Origin of the sequence: Leptolyngbya sp. AN02str, assembly GCF_050565595.1 — a bacterium.
Classification (GTDB): Bacteria; Cyanobacteriota; Cyanobacteriia; order Elainellales; family Elainellaceae; genus Kaiparowitsia.
Window position 1 is genome coordinate 136,521 of record NZ_JBNXVR010000006.1, and the last position, 15,887, is coordinate 152,407.

Consider the following 15,887-nt stretch of genomic DNA (forward strand, 5'->3'; position numbering starts at 1 on the left):
ACACAACCCAACTAGCAAGTTGTTTTGGCCATTTTGGCCATCTTGCACCCAGAAGCCAGCCTTCCAGCCAACGGTTCTCTTTTAACGTCAGTTTCGGTTAAGGGCTTTTCTGAGGTTTTCGCGGCGCGAAAACCTCAGAAAAGCCCATTTTTGCGTGCGCGTTGCGCACGCAAAAATGGGCACTTCAGCTTATCCAAAATTCAGGTTCTTTTACAGCGCAATTATGGCGCAAAGATGCCAAACGGGCTGCATGCGATCCCATTCAAAAATCCAAATCTGGTCAAAAAGCAGACCAGAAGCGCATTCCGCGTTAGCCAACATTCCCATGAGTTGGGGTTCGCTGGGGCAAATCAGTCGATGCATTAGTTGGGGCGGGCTGTCATTCCCTTCGTACGGAACGTCACATTAACGCCTTCGGTCGATTGCTCCAACACCAGCAGTGGTGTGGGCTTCGCTTTTTGATCCCAATGAATGTAGGCAATGCGACCTTGAATCGTGGGCTGCCAATTTTCATCGGCTTCTTGGCCCATATAGGTTTGTAAGCATTGAATGATTTGGCTGACCGTAGCCGAGGTGGGCTGCGTTGGCAGCTTCGCCAGCTTGATTTGAATGCGGAACAGCACAGCCTTTTTGGCACCGGGCGTATCGGTCAAATCGTACTGAACATCAAAAATTTCATCCACCTGGCGGGGGGCGCTAGCAATTCCCAACGTGCCTTGTTCAGCCTGGTTGGGCCGAAGCGCAACCGAAATTTTTTCTTTTACGCGAATTTTGATTTGGTTCACGATGGAGAAGTGGAACCGTTCCTCTTCCATGCGCATGCGCAAGTAGTCGAGGTTAAATTCACGCGAGTGAATCAGGTCAGGGTTTTTCTCCATCTTGGCGATCGTGTTGAGCGCCAGCTTCAGCTTTTTCTGCAATTCGCGGTTTTTATACTCCTCAAAGCGCTTGGCTTTTTGGAGCTTGTCAAACATGATTTTTGTGTAGATGCCCAAACCAAGCAGAAGCAAGAACAACCCCCCTGTCGAGTACATCCAGACTTGGCCTGGACGTGCCTGAGCAGTTGAAGGAGCTTGAGCCAAAGTTGGCTCAGAGAGTAGGATATGGGCTGACATAGCAAGTATGCAAAAACTTTATCTAGTTTCAGGATGCCCCTGATTTTGCTTTTTCCATCATTGCGAATCTTGCCAGCGGGCGCGATGGCGACGCAAATCGAGATGGAGCAGATAGGGATGAGTGGAATAGCGCCCCAAGCCGCCATTCCACCAAGGGTCTAGCACCCAGTACAGTTGTTGAGCCGTTAGCCCTTCGCAATAAAATTTAACGGCATCTCCTAGACTGTGGCGATCGCTATCGTGGGCTCCACCACCCTGAGACGAAGCCCCTACATGCCCCGTCACAAACGAGGGACAATACCACGCCACAATCCGCAACGGACGACCCAGGCGATCGCTCACACCGTACAAGTGCTGCGCCAGTTGTACAACCGCATCCACAACCGACTGGTTGCCAGGCATCCAAAACCCACCCTGCGTAGCATCGGCCCAGGTCAAGGTTCCACCAGAAACGATGGGCGCAAAGAGTTGTAGATTGCCTGGAGTCCATGTAGCAGGTGGGGTAGCCAGAGGCAGCGATCGCGGCACCAACGGAGATTCCGCCCCTTGGGCAGGGGCACGTTCCATGTGCAGCAAATCGTCTAGCAAGGTTTGCAACAGTTCTGGCTGAGTTTCGCAGCCTTGCCACAGTTGCGCCAGCTTGAGCAACGCTTGACGCTGCTCATCGGTTTGGCGGTACTGGGTTGGCATGTGCTTGATAAAGAGCAGAAGTTCGCGATCGAGTTGGCGCGCCGCTTTGACCAAGGCTTCGGGCTTAGCGGTGGCGAGGACAGTTGGATCGATCCCCAATTGGCTAATGGCATCGGCCCGAGACTCTAGCCCGTACCACAGGCGATAGGCTTCGGTGAGCATATTGCGCTGTTCGCCCTTGCCTTGGTATCGCCGGGGAATGGACTGCACAACGCGCATTAAGGGCGCGTCCAAAATATCTAGCGGCGTGTCTGCTGTGGAATCGTGTTCCAGAGAAGCGATCGCTCCTTCGCGCGATGGCAACTGTCGCCATAGCTGCACCAGCCGCAGTAGCGCCTCTCGCTGGTGGGGAAAGCCCGCATAAGCTTCGGGAATGGTGCGAATAAGGGTCATCACTAGGCGATCGCGCTCGAGGTCTTCAGTTGGCAGTGGAATGCTCAAGCTGTGGGCCAAAGCCGCGATCGCATCATCCGATGAGTCTACTTTGCGCCAAAGCCGCAATCCTTCCATTAGGGCGTGTCGCTGGGCATGAATGCCTTTGTAGGCGGTAGGCACTTCTTCAACAAATCGCAGCAACGCCGCATCCACAAACGAGAGGTTCTCTGGCAGCCCAACCTGACGATAAGCTGCATCGCACACATTGGCGTATATTTGCTGCAAAGAATCAAGGTCGGTCGCCTCTAGCCGAGCCGCCTCATAATCTCTCGGTTCGGGGACATATCCTTCGGCGATCGCCCCCAAAAACCGGGTTGAGTAGCGCCCTGTATCCTCATCCCAAATGTCTTTGCCTTTCCAGCCCAGGGCGATCGCGCGGTTGGTCATGCTGCGAATTGTATTGGCCGCGTAAAATACCTGCTGGCCAAACGTAGCAAGCTGCTCCAGCCCAATTTTGTTGGCGGGAGAAATGCCCAGCCCTGTGTCTCCCTCGGTTAGGGTAGGCGTGCCAGATACCTTGTACAACGCAGCCAAGAGCGGCGCGTGAATTCCCGCCCGCATCGCTTCAACTTGATACCACTGATTCCGCTGTTCTGCTGTCAGACTTGCCATGCCACCCTAACCCAGCACCAGGATGCAACTCCGCATTCAGCATACTCCGGGATGCTCATGGTGGAACGATCCCTGCAGGAAATTCACTCAAACCAAGGCTCAGGACAATTTCAAGGCTCAAGACAATTTCAAGGCTCAAGGCGATCGCACGGTCCCTCTAACTCCTGTTTCTCAGTGCTTTAGCAACATTCCTCCACCCTTCACTTCGCCACCGTTTATTCAGTAGGAACGCAACTTGCAGCGACTTCACAAAGACTGCCAGTAGATCCATTCGGGGCATAAGTCCATGCCTCACCTGACGCGACTTATGCGCTCACCCCCTTGGGCCGTACATCATAATCAAAACCCCCACAATGATGACCGCCGCTCCAAACCAATCCAGACGATCGGGAGCAACCTGATCAATTCTCCATCCCCAAAGAATTGACAACATGATAAAGATGCCACCATAAGCGGCATAGGCTCGTCCAAAATTCGCAGGTTGAAGCGTTGCAACAAACCCATAAGTTGTCAGTAAAATTGCACCAACTAGCGCCAGCCACGTGCTTTTTCCTTCGCGCAGCCATAACCAAATGAGATAGCCGCCGCCAATTTCACACAGCCCCGATAGCACAAAAAATAAGAGCGATGAAATTGCTGTCATGGTAATTCTTTAATATTAAATTCAGTCATACATCACACTTAGGGCTTGTGTAATTGAATGATTTTGTGGACTGAGCCTGCAAACATCGTTGAAAGCGTTTGGGATTGTATCAAGGGTGTCAGGTCTGCCACGGTTGCGATCGCTCGCAGATAAACAGAACAGATTCAACGGTTGTTTTCGCTTCATCCATCTGCAACCGTTCTAACTGGAACGCCCATAGTAAGCTGTAGTGTTTATTCTTGATAATTGTGCAACCATCCACGTCATTACCCAATCTCCCATCGACCGCAATTTTCCCAAGAGTTTAAAAGGTGACTAGTGTTTGAGTCTACAAGGGTTCCGTCTATGCTTGAAGGAGCAAGACTGATCTGGGTCATGAGGAAAGTGGGATGGGACTGAAACATCATGTATGTTTTGCGGCGGTGATTGGAGCGATCGCGCTTGTGTCTTGCTCAACCCAATCCAACGTGGCCGATCCAGTCTTGGTTGAAAACCAAAAAAATCCGCTTCAGTTTGTTTCCTTAAATGAGGAAAAAGTTGTTGTGGGACAAACCGTTTATGTCCCCATTTATTCGCACATCTATCATTACAACAGCAAAGATCAGGTGATGAATTTGTCGGCAACGCTGAGCATTCACAATACAGACTTTGCCAACCCCATCATCGTCACGTCTGTCAGGTACTACGATACAGCTGGCCAACTCATTCGACAGGATGTTGAGCGTCCAGTAGCGTTAAATCCCATGGCTTCTACTAGCTTCTTTGTGGCGGCAGATGATACCCGTGGAGGGGTAGGAGCAAACTTTATTGTGGAATGGGTGGCAGAAGAAGCAGTCTCAGACCCGGTAATTGAGGCAGTGATGATTAGTACCTCTGGAGGGCAGGGCATTTCATTTATTAGTTCTGGAAAAGTCATTCAGCAGCGCGGCAATCCGAACAGGTGATTTCCAAATTTCTAACCCAGTGTTGGATTTTTCCAAGCCAGCTTTTCCCTAAAAACGGCTGAAAAATCGGAGCTTTTATCTAGGTCTTGATGGCCGATTGGGTGACATTGCGATCGCCATCTCATCCTGGCTTTGGTATCCGTCTGGGCGATCGCCACTAGGGTTGATTTTCTAGACATCCATAACGGTGAAACACGGCGTTGCCACCAGGATTGCAAATAAAATTTCGATCGATTTTCAACCTTAAGTTCTCTGATAATCGTCTGAACATCAGACTTCACAACTTAACAGTGTCTTCTCCATCATACATAGCGTTTACGTCGTCAGTCCCACTATTTTGATTCTGATTTTCATCATTTATCTCATTCCGCCAATCTTACTGTATCAATCCATAAATACGTTCTCTATATCTCCTCATTAGAATCATCGTGGTTGGGAAATCTGAGATTTTTCGAATTCAGAGATGTGGAATAACGGCGTTGCAATTATAGGTCGATGCCGATGCAGTAAACGTCATTTTAATTCAGGTGTTTTCTAAAGACTGCGTGGTGCCCAACTCGACGTGACGGGAAACTTGCGGAATTAACCCTAACACCATCAAATCTAGCCCACACACCAAAGTACCTGTGGAATCCAGTTGGCTGAGGGATTCCACAGGTGCAAAGACATGGGGCAATTTGGGTAAGGTGGCTACGATAGGTTATGGAGGCTTTCTCGAACTCTACAGCTTGGGTTCGACCGCAGCAGCTTCAGCCTGTACGATATCCAGGCGGCCCTTCAGCACCGTATCGGGATTGAGGCTAATGGAATCAATTCCCAAACTGACCAGAAATTGTGCAAATTCAGGATAGTCGCTTGGAGCCTGTCCACAAATACCAATTTTGCGTCCCTTGGCTTTTGCTTTTTGTATCATCCATTGAATCATCGTTTTCACAGCGGCATTGCGTTCATCAAACAGGTGCGCCACCAAGCTCGAATCGCGATCGAGCCCCAGCGTCAGTTGCGTCAAGTCATTCGATCCAATGGAAAAGCCATCGAACACATCGGCAAACTCGTTGGCCAAAATCACATTGCTGGGCACCTCGCACATGACGTATACCTGCAAACCCTGTTTGCCCCGCTCTAAACCGTGCAGCGCCATTTCTGCCAGCACCTTGCGCCCTTCCTCTGGAGTGCGGCAAAACGGAATCATGGGAATGACATTTGTGAGGCCCATGTCTTCTCGTACCTGCCGGAGTGCCTTGCACTCTAGCCCAAAGGCGGCTCGGTAGCGCTCGTCGTAATAGCGAGCCGCACCACGCCAGCCAATCATCGGGTTTTCTTCGTTGGGCTCAAAGGCGGCTCCTCCCAACAAGTTGGCATACTCATTGCTCTTAAAGTCCGACATGCGCACGATGACGGGCTTGGGGTAGAAAGCCGCCGCAATGGTCGCAATGCCCTGGCTTAAGCGATCGACAAAGTAATCGGGCTTGTAGGAATTGTGACGGGCGAGCTGGGCGATCGCCTCCTTTACCGACTCATCCGCTAGCTCATCGAAATGCAGCAGCGCCAGAGGATGCACCCGAATCTGGTTGGCAATGATGAACTCCATGCGCGCTAAACCCACGCCATCATTGGGGATCGCCGCTAACCGAAACGCCTCATCGGGATTGCCCACATTCATCAACACTTGAGTGCGCGATCGCGGCACATCCCCCAACGGTGTTTCTGTAACCGTAAAGGGCAGCAAGCCAGGGTACACACGGCCTTCTTCGCCTTCTGCACAGGAAACCGTCACGTCTTGCCCCAGTTGCAGTACGGTTGTTGCATTGCCACAGCCGACGATCGCCGGAATGCCCATTTCCCGCGCAATAATCGCCGCGTGGCAGGTGCGTCCACCCTGATCCGTCACGATCGCGCTGGCTTTCTTCATAATCGGCTCCCAGTCGGGATCGGTGCGGCTCGTCACCAGCACTTCTCCCGGTTGAAACAGGCCAATATCCGCCACCGTGAGAATGACCCGAGCTTGTCCCTGGCCGATCATGTCGCCAACAGCGCGTCCGGTGGTGACGGGACGGAGAGAGTCGGGAAGCGGGAGGAGGGAGTAGTGGCGGAGGGTGTTGTGGGTCTTTTGGGATTGGACGGTTTCGGGCCGGGCCTGAACGATGAATAGCTCGCCAGTCACACCGTCTTTGGCCCATTCCATATCCATGGGAGTTGCCACACCGCGCACGCGGGAGTAATGATGCTCAATTTGGCAGGCCCACTGTGCCAACTGCAAAACTTCGTCGTCGGTGAGGGCAAAGCGATCGCGCTCTGTTTGCGCCACTTCAACCGTGGTGGTGTGGCCCATCGCGCCACCGTACACCAGTTTGATGGCTTTGCTGCCCAGCCGCTTGCTGAGAATTGGCCGAAATCCTTCCGTTAGCGTGGGTTTGAATACCCGGTACTCATCGGGATTGACGGCTCCCTGCACCACTGTTTCGCCCAGCCCATAGGCCGCGGTAATCAATACAGCATTGGCAAACCCGCTCTCGGTATCGATGGAAAACATCACGCCAGAGGTTGCCAAATCCGATCGCACCATGAGCTGAATGCCAACGGATAACGCCACATCAAAGTGGTCGTACCCCTTGAGCGTGCGGTAGGAAATGGCGCGATCGGTAAACAGCGATGCAAAGCATCGCTGGCAGGCAGATAGTACCTGTTCCAAGCCATGCATGTTCAGGTAGGTGTCTTGCTGTCCGGCAAAGCTGGCATCGGGCAAGTCCTCGGCGGTGGCACTGGAGCGCACCGCTACCGAAATGTGAGAGCTGTAACGCTGCACCAGTTGGTCATAGGCCGTGGCGATCGCCCGCTGCAAGGGTTCGGGAAATGGCGTGCTGAGAATGAGCGATCGCGCTTGGGCACCATGCCAATGCAGATTGGCCATATCCTCCACATCCAAATCGGCAAATAGCTGGTGCAACCGCTGGTCTAATCCGGCACATTCCATAAAGCAACGGTACGCAAAGGCCGTTGTAGCAAACCCACCGGGAACCCGAATGCCCTTTGCGCCCAACTGCTGAATCATTTCGCCAAGCGAAGCGTTCTTTCCCCCAACCAGCGGTACATCCGCAATGCTCACATCATCCAACCACAACACCAACGACTGCTCGCGCGCCATCCGCGCATCAGTTTGCAGCGTCACCAGCATAGACCGCCTCCTTACGTAGCGTGAAGTGCGTTTCGATACCGAGTTTTCTTATGCCTATGCTAACCACTGGCCAGAGAGAAACATTGCTTAATTGCGATCGCCCAAAGGCTGAAGATTGCTCAGGGTTCAGCGTTTTTCTGGATGAATTGCCAATCACAAATCTTGATAAACCTATGAGGGATCAAGGGAAAAACTTAAAAAATAGAGGCGATCACACATCTATCCCCTTAAAATCCCTGCCCAAAATCAGCAAAAAACGAACACGCTTGATGAATAAACTTCAACAAAAAAAAGGCTGACGGCGCTGTTTTGGTCAACGGCTTTTTTATAATGACGAGGACGCTATTGTCAGTTGGGAACGGAATTTTGGCTTCTTTACACACAATCGAAGGAACCCCGGTTGAAGATCTGTTGGCGATCGCGCGTTCGGTGGGTTGGGGCGCCTCCAAAATTTTGCGGGCCTACTATCGCGGCAAATCGCCAGATGATGGCAGCGATCAAGATCTGCAAATTCAAGATAAAAAGGATGGCCCCGTTACGGCTGCCGACCTGGCAGTGAACCAATACGTGCTGGAGCGCTTGCAATCCGCACTCGGTACCGAACACTTTGGCTACCTGAGTGAAGAAACGTACAAAGCATCTCAAAGCCCATTTCCTCAATCCTGGGTTTGGATCATCGATCCGCTGGATGGCACCCGCGACTTTATCGACCAAACCGGAGAATATGCCTTTCATTTAGCCCTTACCCACAACGGGCGGCCTGCCTTATCCGTGGTGGCCTGCCCCGAACTGGAGCGGCTGTACTTTGCCGTGCTGGGCGGCGGCAGCTATGTAGAAACCCCCGATGGCACCGTAACCCAACGCCATGTGTCAACATGCGATCGCCCCGAGGACTTAACCGTTGTGGTGAGCCGCACCCACCGCGACGGACGGTTCAACCAGTTATTGCAAGCGCTTCCCTGCCAAAATCAGCTAGCGGTCGGCAGCGTTGGCGGCAAAATTGCGGCCCTGGTGGATCAGCGAGCCGATATGTACATTTCTCTGTCGGGCAAGTCCGCCCCCAAAGATTGGGACATGGCTGCACCTGAGCTGATTTTGACCGAAGCAGGCGGAAAATTTACCCACTTCAACGGCGATCCATTGCGCTACAACACAGGCGATGTGAATCAATGGGGCGGACTCATGGCCAGCAATGGGGTGTGTCATGACCATCTGTGTGCCGAAGCCACACGCCTTTTGACTGAGCTAGATGCCACTCGCTAAGATGCAGCCCCGTTTAGAAGTTGGAACGGAACGTTGACACTGGAGTCGGTCGATCAGGGAGCCTCGTTGACAAGCGTCGCTTATCTTGCCCTGCATGCCGCTAAGCTAAAAACAGTCGTTTGTGTGCGCTGAGTATGTTTAGAGTCGTGATGGCGGGCAAGGTAGAAGAATTCGAGCGGTGGACTGATGCACTCAACGCCGCCAAAGCACTGATGCCCCAATGCAAACGACTAACGCAGGATGTTCGCATTTACCTGCTGGATGAGTTGGTGTGGCTGTACAGTCGCGAGCACAAGTTTCCCAAGTACATGGGCGCGGGCAACTACGATCGCCTCGCTCGACTGTTCATTCAGGAGGCAATCGAAGAAGAGGAAGCCCAACAGCAAGCCGCATCCGAAAATTCGTCGTCCAACTCTGGTTAACGTCAGTTCTGGTTCAGAGCTTTTCTGAGGGTTGCGGGTCGCGCAACCCTCAGAAGTGCCCATTGTTGCGTACGCGACGCGTACGCAACAATGGGCACTTCTGCTTATCCAAAACTCAGGTTGGTTAACAATGCACAGAAAAAACCTGCCAAACGCGACGAGGGGGCGCGTTTTTAGCAGGTTGCCAAAAGCCAGATTGATGTATTTGAATGATTTGCCGTGAGCCTAGACCACAGCATCGGGTCTAAATCCTTTGGGATGCACGCACCAGTTCTGAAGAGTGGGAAGTCTACGCGTCGGTTTGGAGCGGGAATGGGCGATCGCCCTCAGCCGTCAATAGGGACAGCCGCAGCCATCACCAAAGTTTAGGCAACGTGATCGTTGGGAAGATTGAGGCGATCGCACAAAATTTCGATAGCCGTAACCACCCGATCCAACAGCTCTTGATCGGTACCCGTATGACCAAACATATCGCGGGTAATTTGCAACAGATCGCTAGAGTCGGCAGCCTCGCTATCCCCTGCAACCTCCACCGCAATCTCATCCATCTCCAATGCCAAGTCAGATGTCAAGTCAGCGGTCAACAACGCCAACTGTTCCGCATCAAGAGCATACAAGGAATTTTGAGCCATGAGGGGGCACCAAAATAGTACAAAAATACTATATCAGGGTTTCCTGCATTTCTCATTGCCTTCTGCAAATTTTAAGATTCTGATCTGGAGCTATACCCAAAACTCAGGCTGGGCAAGCTCAAGGGCGATCGCCAGCAAACTGGCAAAATCCACCCTCATCCAAAGCCTCCAAAACCGTACCCGTACCCGATCAACATGGGATACATCACCTGCACAGACAGAGCACACAGCCAGGTCATACACACACAGCAGTAATGGGATCCAAGGATAGGTACTGCGTAAATAGCGCCAGTAGAGTTTGCACAGCATGGATTCAGACATGAATTGGGGATAAATCGACGAACAAGATTTTTAGACCAAGCATCAATCAACAGCCACAGCCAAACGAATCCATCCGTAAACTCATCGGTTCATCAAATGAGTCATGACTCAAGAGTCATAAGTCACAGAACATGCCGCTCAGGATAGGTAACCGACTGAATATTTAATTCCGAACGCCAAACCTCCACAGGCTTTTCCCAATGGTCTTCCCATTTCTGAGCTAGCAATGGCTTGGCCGCAAGCCCCATCTTCCACCCTTGCTCAAGGTGGCGCAGCACAGGAAACAGTTGGTAAGGCGCTTCCACCGTGGCCTGAATCAAGCCACTCGCCACAATCAAACTCGAAAACGGCAGCTGGCACTGGGCTAAGTACACCGCTTGCAAACCGATTTCTCCCAAAAACGAGGTATCGAATCCGGTTATGAGATGCCAAATGTCGTGAGTTTGTCGCCAACGAAACTCCACATAGCTTGCATCATCATTGACCGCCACGTCCTCAGCGTAGAAGCCAGGTTCGTAGCCTAACTGCCGAAGATAGGCAGCATACACAAACCCTAACGAGGTTTTGGGCAGATCCAACAGGGACTCTAGGGAATGAGGGGGCGGGCAGTACCGTTCTTGCAGTAGGGCAACGATCGCTGGATCTTGTCGAAGCTGGTCGATCGCCACCTGAGATGCAGGACTATGCATTAGTACATGGCTCAGATTGGCTACGGGCTGCGAGTCATCCAGGTCGGCCATGAGCATCGCTTCAAACGCTTGAAAAATTTCCTCAGCTTGAGTTTCAGCGGGTTGTTGAGGCGTGGAGTCCGTCTTCTTCTGCGGGATCGCCCCATGGTTCACCACATGATTCAATCGTTGCATTGTTTCCTTCCCAGCCAATTTTGGCCTTTCACCGAATCAATCTCGGATAAAATATGAACATTGTTCATTTTCACAATATGAACAATGTTCACTTTTTTGTCAAGCCCTGGACTTACGCATTGGTGTTGTGGGTAGGCGGCAAAGTGAGGCATTGCTCCAGACCCACCAGATCATGAACCCAGAAAAAACCACCCCCAATCGACAGCGCAAGCCTCAGCAAACCCGCAGCCAAAAGCGGGTCAACCACATTCTGGATGTGGCTGAGCAGTTATTCATTGACCAAGGCTATGACCAAACCACAACTCGGGCGATCGCCGCTCAGGCTCAAGTTCCCATCGGGTCGCTGTACCAATTCTTTCCTGACAAAAATGCAATTGTGAGAGCGATCGCCCAACGGTACTTTGCGCAGCAGTATCAACTCTTTGTTACCCTGCATCGTCAACTATCCACAGCACCCATCGCAGTCTATGTTGAGCAAGTGGTGGATGCCTTTGACCAATTCACGACCGATCATCCCGGATACCAGGCGATTTTGGAACAGGTGATTGACTTTATGACTGTTGCCGATGCCAGCCAACTTGATGAATTTGATCAACAAATTCTGGCTGAGTTGACTCATTTTCTAGCCCAGCGCAACGCCACCTTACCGAACCACAAGTGCGAGATTATTGCTCTTACAATCCTCAAAACGGTGAACGAATTGCTGTGGCTATCCCTAACCCGAGATGAGGAATTTCGGCAAGCACTAGTCGATGAAACCAAGCGCTTGATCACCAGTTATTTACAAAGCTACTGCGTTTAATCTCAATGCGCGATCGCTTCTCTTATCCAGCCTGTTGTTGCAAACAATCGTTCACAAAACTTAGATATTTAACTCAAAGTTACCAAGCCCAATCGCTTAAAAAATCTTGAACCAAATAAGCTTTCAAACCTGCGCATAAACCCAAAATTCAGCATTTATACCTGATTAAATGGCCTAATTTTAGGCTAATCTTCTGAAGACAAAGATGAGTCGCCATGCAGTTTACGCTGAGATCAGACGAATTACACACTCACCCGGTTTGTATTTTTACTTCTTAACAAAGCGCAATTTTTTATCAGAAAAGCAATTAATTTCTGATAAAGTGGTCTGCTCTGCTTTACATCTTTATATTTTTTGGGCTCATTAGATCTAGTCCCATTGATCTGATTTGGATCTGATTCGTCATTCAGTTAAGTTGCAGGAACGATATGTCCGTTAATCTCCAGAAGCAAGAGCATTTGCTGCACCGCATCAGCAGTCGAATTCGTCAATCTCTGGAGCTTCAAGAAATTTTGTCGACCGCTGTTCATGAAATCCGCACATTACTACACATTGACCGCGCCAAAATCTACCGCTTCAAGCCCGATGGCTCTGGTGAAGTCATTGCAGAGTCGATTCGTGGAAAACGCTTGCCCTCGTTGCTGGGGTTGCACTTTCCGGCTGATGATATTCCCCCTCAAGCCCGCCAGCTATTTTTAAAGGCTCGACAGCGCGTCATTATCGATGTGGCCGCTCAGCGCAAAATTTCTAGCAAGCTCGATCATATCGATACGAGAGAACCCTTGACCGTAAAGGATATTCGCTACACGACGGCAGATCCGTGCCATGTCGAATATTTACTGGGCATGGGTGTGCTCTCCTCACTGATCTTGCCGATTCTCCATCAGAATCAGCTTTGGGGTTTGTTTGCCATTCACCACTCGCAGCCGCGTCAGTTTTCGGAGCGCGAGTTGCAAATTGTGCAACTGCTGGTTGATCAGGTCTCGATTGCGATCGCCCAGTCCAATTTACTCAATCAGGTTCAGCAGCAAGCCCAATACGAGCTCATCGTCAACCGCATCAGCAGCTTGTTGCACAGCCCATTAGCCATCAACGAGATTCGTCAATCCGTTTTGGAAGAAACGATCAAAGCCCTGGGGGGCTCCAGCGGACGGCTCTACCTATTCTCGGAGTCGGTCAACGCCCATGCCCAACTCTACACAGCAGGAGACAGCTTTACCTCTGACATGCTGGAAGAGAGCGATCGCTGGAAGCACCTCATGGACTCCTACGACAATCCAACTAGTTTGTTTCCAACCCATGCTGAAGTCGTTACCGCTTGGGAACATGCTGGGCGATCGCTCTTACCCACCGACCTGCCCGACCACCCAGGTACTCCCAATACCCGTGGCATTCCTGAGCCCAAGCTGCTCGACTTTACCGAAGACACAGACTGGCCAGACTGGCTAGGTGCCGACCCCAACGGCCCCATTCGTACCGCGCTCATCGTTCCGCTGCAATACCACCACCAATGCGTTGGCTGGCTCACCGTATTTCGCAACGGCTACGATAGCGAAATTTTGTGGGCAGGCCGCCAAAACTTCGATGAACGCAATCAGCTTCCTCGCCGTTCATTCGAAGCATGGCGCGAAATCAAAACCAACCAAAGCCAACCGTGGCGGCAAGACGAAGTGAACCTGGCCCAAGCCATTGGTATTCACCTATATATGGCCACCATGCAAAAGCGGGTGGAAACCATGCTACGCCACGAGGCATTACACGATCGCCTCACCGATTTGCCCAACCGTCTGTTGTTTGATGAGCAACTATCGTTAGCCTTGCTCAATACGCAACAACAAGGAGAAATTCTCGCGGTCGCCTTTCTCGACTTAGATCGCTTCAAAACGGTCAACGATACGCTGGGCCATGCCCTGGGTGACTTATTGCTCAAGCAGGTAACCCAACGCTTGCAAAAGTGCTTGCGCAAGGGAGATGTGGTTGCCCGATGGGGCGGCGACGAATTTACCCTGCTCTTTCCCAAAATTAACCATATTGAGGAAGTGGGCAAAATTGCCCGTCGCATTCTGGAAGTGTTGAGTGCACCCTTTTTTTTGGAAGGGCAAGAGCTTTATGCCAGCGCGAGCCTGGGAGTCACCCTCTTTCCCTATGACGGAAAGGATGCCGCTAGCCTGCTAAAAAACGCCGATACCGCCATGTATCGCGCCAAGCAACAAGGACGAAATAACTACCAGCTCTACTCGCCAGAAATGAATACCAAAGCGCGGGAGCAACTTGAGCTAGAAACCGACTTGCGCAAAGCCCTCATCCGCAAGGAACTGTTGCTGTACTACCAACCCCAAGTTGACATCAAGACGGGCGAAATTGTCAGCCTAGAGGCGTTGCTGCGCTGGCAGCATCCCCAGTTGGGACTGGTGCCTCCCAGCCAGTTCATTCCCTTGGCAGAAGAAACGGGGTTGATTTGTCCAATTGGGGAATGGGTCATTCGTACGGCTTGTGAGCAGCATCAGGCGTGGCTGGCTGAGGGACTTGCTCCGGTGCGAATTGCGGTGAACTTGTCTGCGCGGCAGTTTCAGCAGCAGGATTTGGTGAAGTCGATTGTGCACATCTTGCAGGAAACCCATCTCACCCCCAGCTATTTGGAGATTGAGATTACGGAAAGTGTGGCCATGCAAGATGTGGAATTCACGGTCAAGGTGCTGCAACAACTGCGAGACATGGGGGTGCAAATTGCCATGGATGACTTTGGCACTGGGTATTCGTCGCTCAATTCCATTAAGCATTTTCCGTTGCACACGCTCAAGATCGATCAATCCTTTGTGCGAGATTTGTTGACAGATCCCAGCGATATGGCGATCGCCAAAGCTGTGATTGCGCTGGGACAAGGGCTCAACCTCAAGATCTTGGCAGAAGGGATTGAAACCGCAGAGCAGTTGGAGTTTCTGCGATCGCTCGGTTGTGCGTTTGCGCAGGGCTATTTCTTTAGCAAACCGCTACCCGCCGAGGCGATCGCTCAAGTGCTAAAGCATGCTCAATATGCCTATGCCGATCGCGCCAACCAGGCCGTTGCCTCACGTTTGCCCCATCCCACCTCAGAGGAGGCGATCGCCAGCTCAACCCAGACCCTCAAACAAGAAATTAGCCAACTCATGCAGCGCACCCAAGCGTTAGAAGATATCATTCGCCATCAAGAACAACAGATTGCCAAGCACGAGCAAATAGAATTGTTCCTCCGGCAACAGCTCCAACCGCAAGAAAGTGCCCCATTTCAAGCTGGTACTTGAGCGAATCAAACCTGGGAATACACTTGAGAAAATGAGGCAAAGCCATCATATTTTCTTAGCAGGATCGTAGGGGGTTAAAGCCTTCTTTGCCTTTGGAATACACTATGCTTTTCTATTAGTTAATTCGACGTTTTTGGGCTGCAGCAACTCATGACAGGAATCACGTCATGTCTACGAGAGGCTACACCAATCGTCGTGTCCTTTCCAGGTACAGACACGGCAAGATTAAGCCACTTGGCCGGATATAATTAACGATTTTGCTGAGTATGGGAACTCAGCGATCGCACTATCCTACTAAACGTGGGATAGATATCGTTGTGTAACAGTATGGTTTTTAGCGCATTCCATCAATATTTTGAGCGATCGCAAATTTGAGCCATCTAGATACTTGAGCCGTTTTTTCCAGCAAACGGATAACGTCAATATCATCGCTTTAGGGAAAAATTGCAGGCTGGCTCAATCTGTGGCGTCCACTTTCGCGGACAACAGTAAGAGCATCGCATCATCATTTGATGAAAAAAGGGTCACATTCTCTTGTTGCTTCCGGATCAGCCATTGCCGCTTGTGAAGACTTGATTTATATCCAAAAAAGGCCGTTAGGAGGACGATCACGCAACCTAATGCTGCTGCAATTCTTGGTTAACTTAGCTACTGGCATGCGGTAATTAAAAACTGAGTTACACACAATG

15 protein-coding genes are annotated in these 15,887 nt (G+C 51.2%); 7 read left to right on the forward strand and 8 right to left on the reverse strand.

Translation table 11 applies throughout. From position 1 onward, the window contains the following. The first annotated feature begins 24 nt into the window (after positions 1-24). Complete coding sequence (locus ACQ4M4_RS06630) at positions 25-366, forward strand: hypothetical protein (RefSeq protein WP_430683691.1); 342 nt, start codon at positions 25-27, stop codon at positions 364-366. Here ACQ4M4_RS06630 and ACQ4M4_RS06635 read toward each other — a convergent pair. The 3 genes from ACQ4M4_RS06635 to ACQ4M4_RS06645 form a co-directional block, all read right to left on the reverse strand. Continuing rightward, complete coding sequence (locus ACQ4M4_RS06635; protein WP_430683692.1) at positions 363-974, reverse strand: hypothetical protein; 612 nt, start codon at positions 972-974, stop codon at positions 363-365. The genes ACQ4M4_RS06630 and ACQ4M4_RS06635 overlap by 4 nt on opposite strands. A 198-nt stretch (positions 975-1,172) precedes the next feature. Next, positions 1,173-2,852, reverse strand: a complete 1,680-nt coding sequence (locus ACQ4M4_RS06640; protein ID WP_430683693.1) for a peptidase M15A — start codon at positions 2,850-2,852, stop codon at positions 1,173-1,175. Between the two features lie 313 nt (positions 2,853-3,165). Then, entirely contained in the window at positions 3,166-3,495 is a 330-nt protein-coding gene (locus tag ACQ4M4_RS06645) for a YnfA family protein (RefSeq protein ID WP_430683694.1), read from the reverse strand. A gap of 389 nt (positions 3,496-3,884) precedes the next feature. On the opposite strand from ACQ4M4_RS06645, the gene ACQ4M4_RS06650 reads away from it, so the two are divergent. Continuing rightward, positions 3,885-4,439 carry a DUF3124 domain-containing protein gene (locus ACQ4M4_RS06650; RefSeq protein WP_430683695.1) on the forward strand — a complete coding sequence of 185 codons (555 nt, stop codon included), beginning with the start codon at positions 3,885-3,887 and terminating at the stop codon, positions 4,437-4,439. A 523-nt stretch (positions 4,440-4,962) separates the two neighbouring features. Here the strand turns inward: ACQ4M4_RS06650 and ACQ4M4_RS06655 are convergent. Then, positions 4,963-5,094 (reverse strand): hypothetical protein, encoded by a 132-nt coding sequence (locus ACQ4M4_RS06655; protein ID WP_430683696.1) that lies wholly within the window; start codon positions 5,092-5,094, stop codon positions 4,963-4,965. A gap of 66 nt (positions 5,095-5,160) precedes the next feature. Next, positions 5,161-7,614 carry a phosphoenolpyruvate synthase gene (gene ppsA, locus ACQ4M4_RS06660; protein ID WP_430683697.1) on the reverse strand — a complete coding sequence of 818 codons (2,454 nt, stop codon included), beginning with the start codon at positions 7,612-7,614 and terminating at the stop codon, positions 5,161-5,163. A gap of 56 nt (positions 7,615-7,670) precedes the next feature. Here ppsA and ACQ4M4_RS06665 point away from each other — a divergent pair, with 56 nt between their 5' ends. The 3 genes from ACQ4M4_RS06665 to ACQ4M4_RS06675 all read left to right on the forward strand — a co-directional run bounded on the left by ACQ4M4_RS06665 (position 7,671) and on the right by ACQ4M4_RS06675 (position 9,299). Next, the gene (locus ACQ4M4_RS06665) at positions 7,671-7,913 is read left to right on the forward strand and encodes a hypothetical protein (RefSeq protein WP_430683698.1); all 243 of its coding nucleotides are present in this window, start codon (positions 7,671-7,673) and stop codon (positions 7,911-7,913) included. A 31-nt stretch (positions 7,914-7,944) separates the two neighbouring features. Continuing rightward, positions 7,945-8,877: a 3'(2'),5'-bisphosphate nucleotidase CysQ family protein gene (locus ACQ4M4_RS06670; protein WP_430683699.1), complete on the forward strand. Its 933-nt coding sequence runs from the start codon at positions 7,945-7,947 to the stop codon at positions 8,875-8,877. A gap of 134 nt (positions 8,878-9,011) precedes the next feature. Next, positions 9,012-9,299: a hypothetical protein gene (locus ACQ4M4_RS06675; RefSeq protein WP_430683700.1), complete on the forward strand. Its 288-nt coding sequence runs from the start codon at positions 9,012-9,014 to the stop codon at positions 9,297-9,299. A 365-nt stretch (positions 9,300-9,664) separates the two neighbouring features. On the opposite strand, the gene ACQ4M4_RS06680 is transcribed toward ACQ4M4_RS06675, so the two are convergent. From ACQ4M4_RS06680 to ACQ4M4_RS06690, 3 genes are all read right to left on the reverse strand, one after another. Then, positions 9,665-9,931, reverse strand: coding sequence for a hypothetical protein (locus tag ACQ4M4_RS06680; RefSeq protein ID WP_430683701.1), 267 nt, complete (start codon positions 9,929-9,931; stop codon positions 9,665-9,667). A 90-nt stretch (positions 9,932-10,021) separates the two neighbouring features. Beyond that, positions 10,022-10,252, reverse strand: coding sequence for a hypothetical protein (locus ACQ4M4_RS06685; RefSeq protein WP_430683702.1), 231 nt, complete (start codon positions 10,250-10,252; stop codon positions 10,022-10,024). A gap of 122 nt (positions 10,253-10,374) precedes the next feature. Then, the gene (locus ACQ4M4_RS06690; RefSeq protein ID WP_430683703.1) at positions 10,375-11,115 is read right to left on the reverse strand and encodes a Coq4 family protein; all 741 of its coding nucleotides are present in this window, start codon (positions 11,113-11,115) and stop codon (positions 10,375-10,377) included. 127 nt (positions 11,116-11,242) lie between these two features. Between ACQ4M4_RS06690 and ACQ4M4_RS06695 the strand changes: the two genes are divergently transcribed. After that, a complete protein-coding gene (locus tag ACQ4M4_RS06695; RefSeq protein WP_430683704.1) occupies positions 11,243-11,917 on the forward strand; it encodes a TetR/AcrR family transcriptional regulator in 675 nt (224 codons plus the stop codon). A gap of 428 nt (positions 11,918-12,345) precedes the next feature. Further along, a complete protein-coding gene (locus ACQ4M4_RS06700; RefSeq protein ID WP_430683705.1) occupies positions 12,346-15,198 on the forward strand; it encodes a bifunctional diguanylate cyclase/phosphodiesterase in 2,853 nt (950 codons plus the stop codon). The last annotated feature ends 689 nt before the right edge of the window (positions 15,199-15,887 follow it).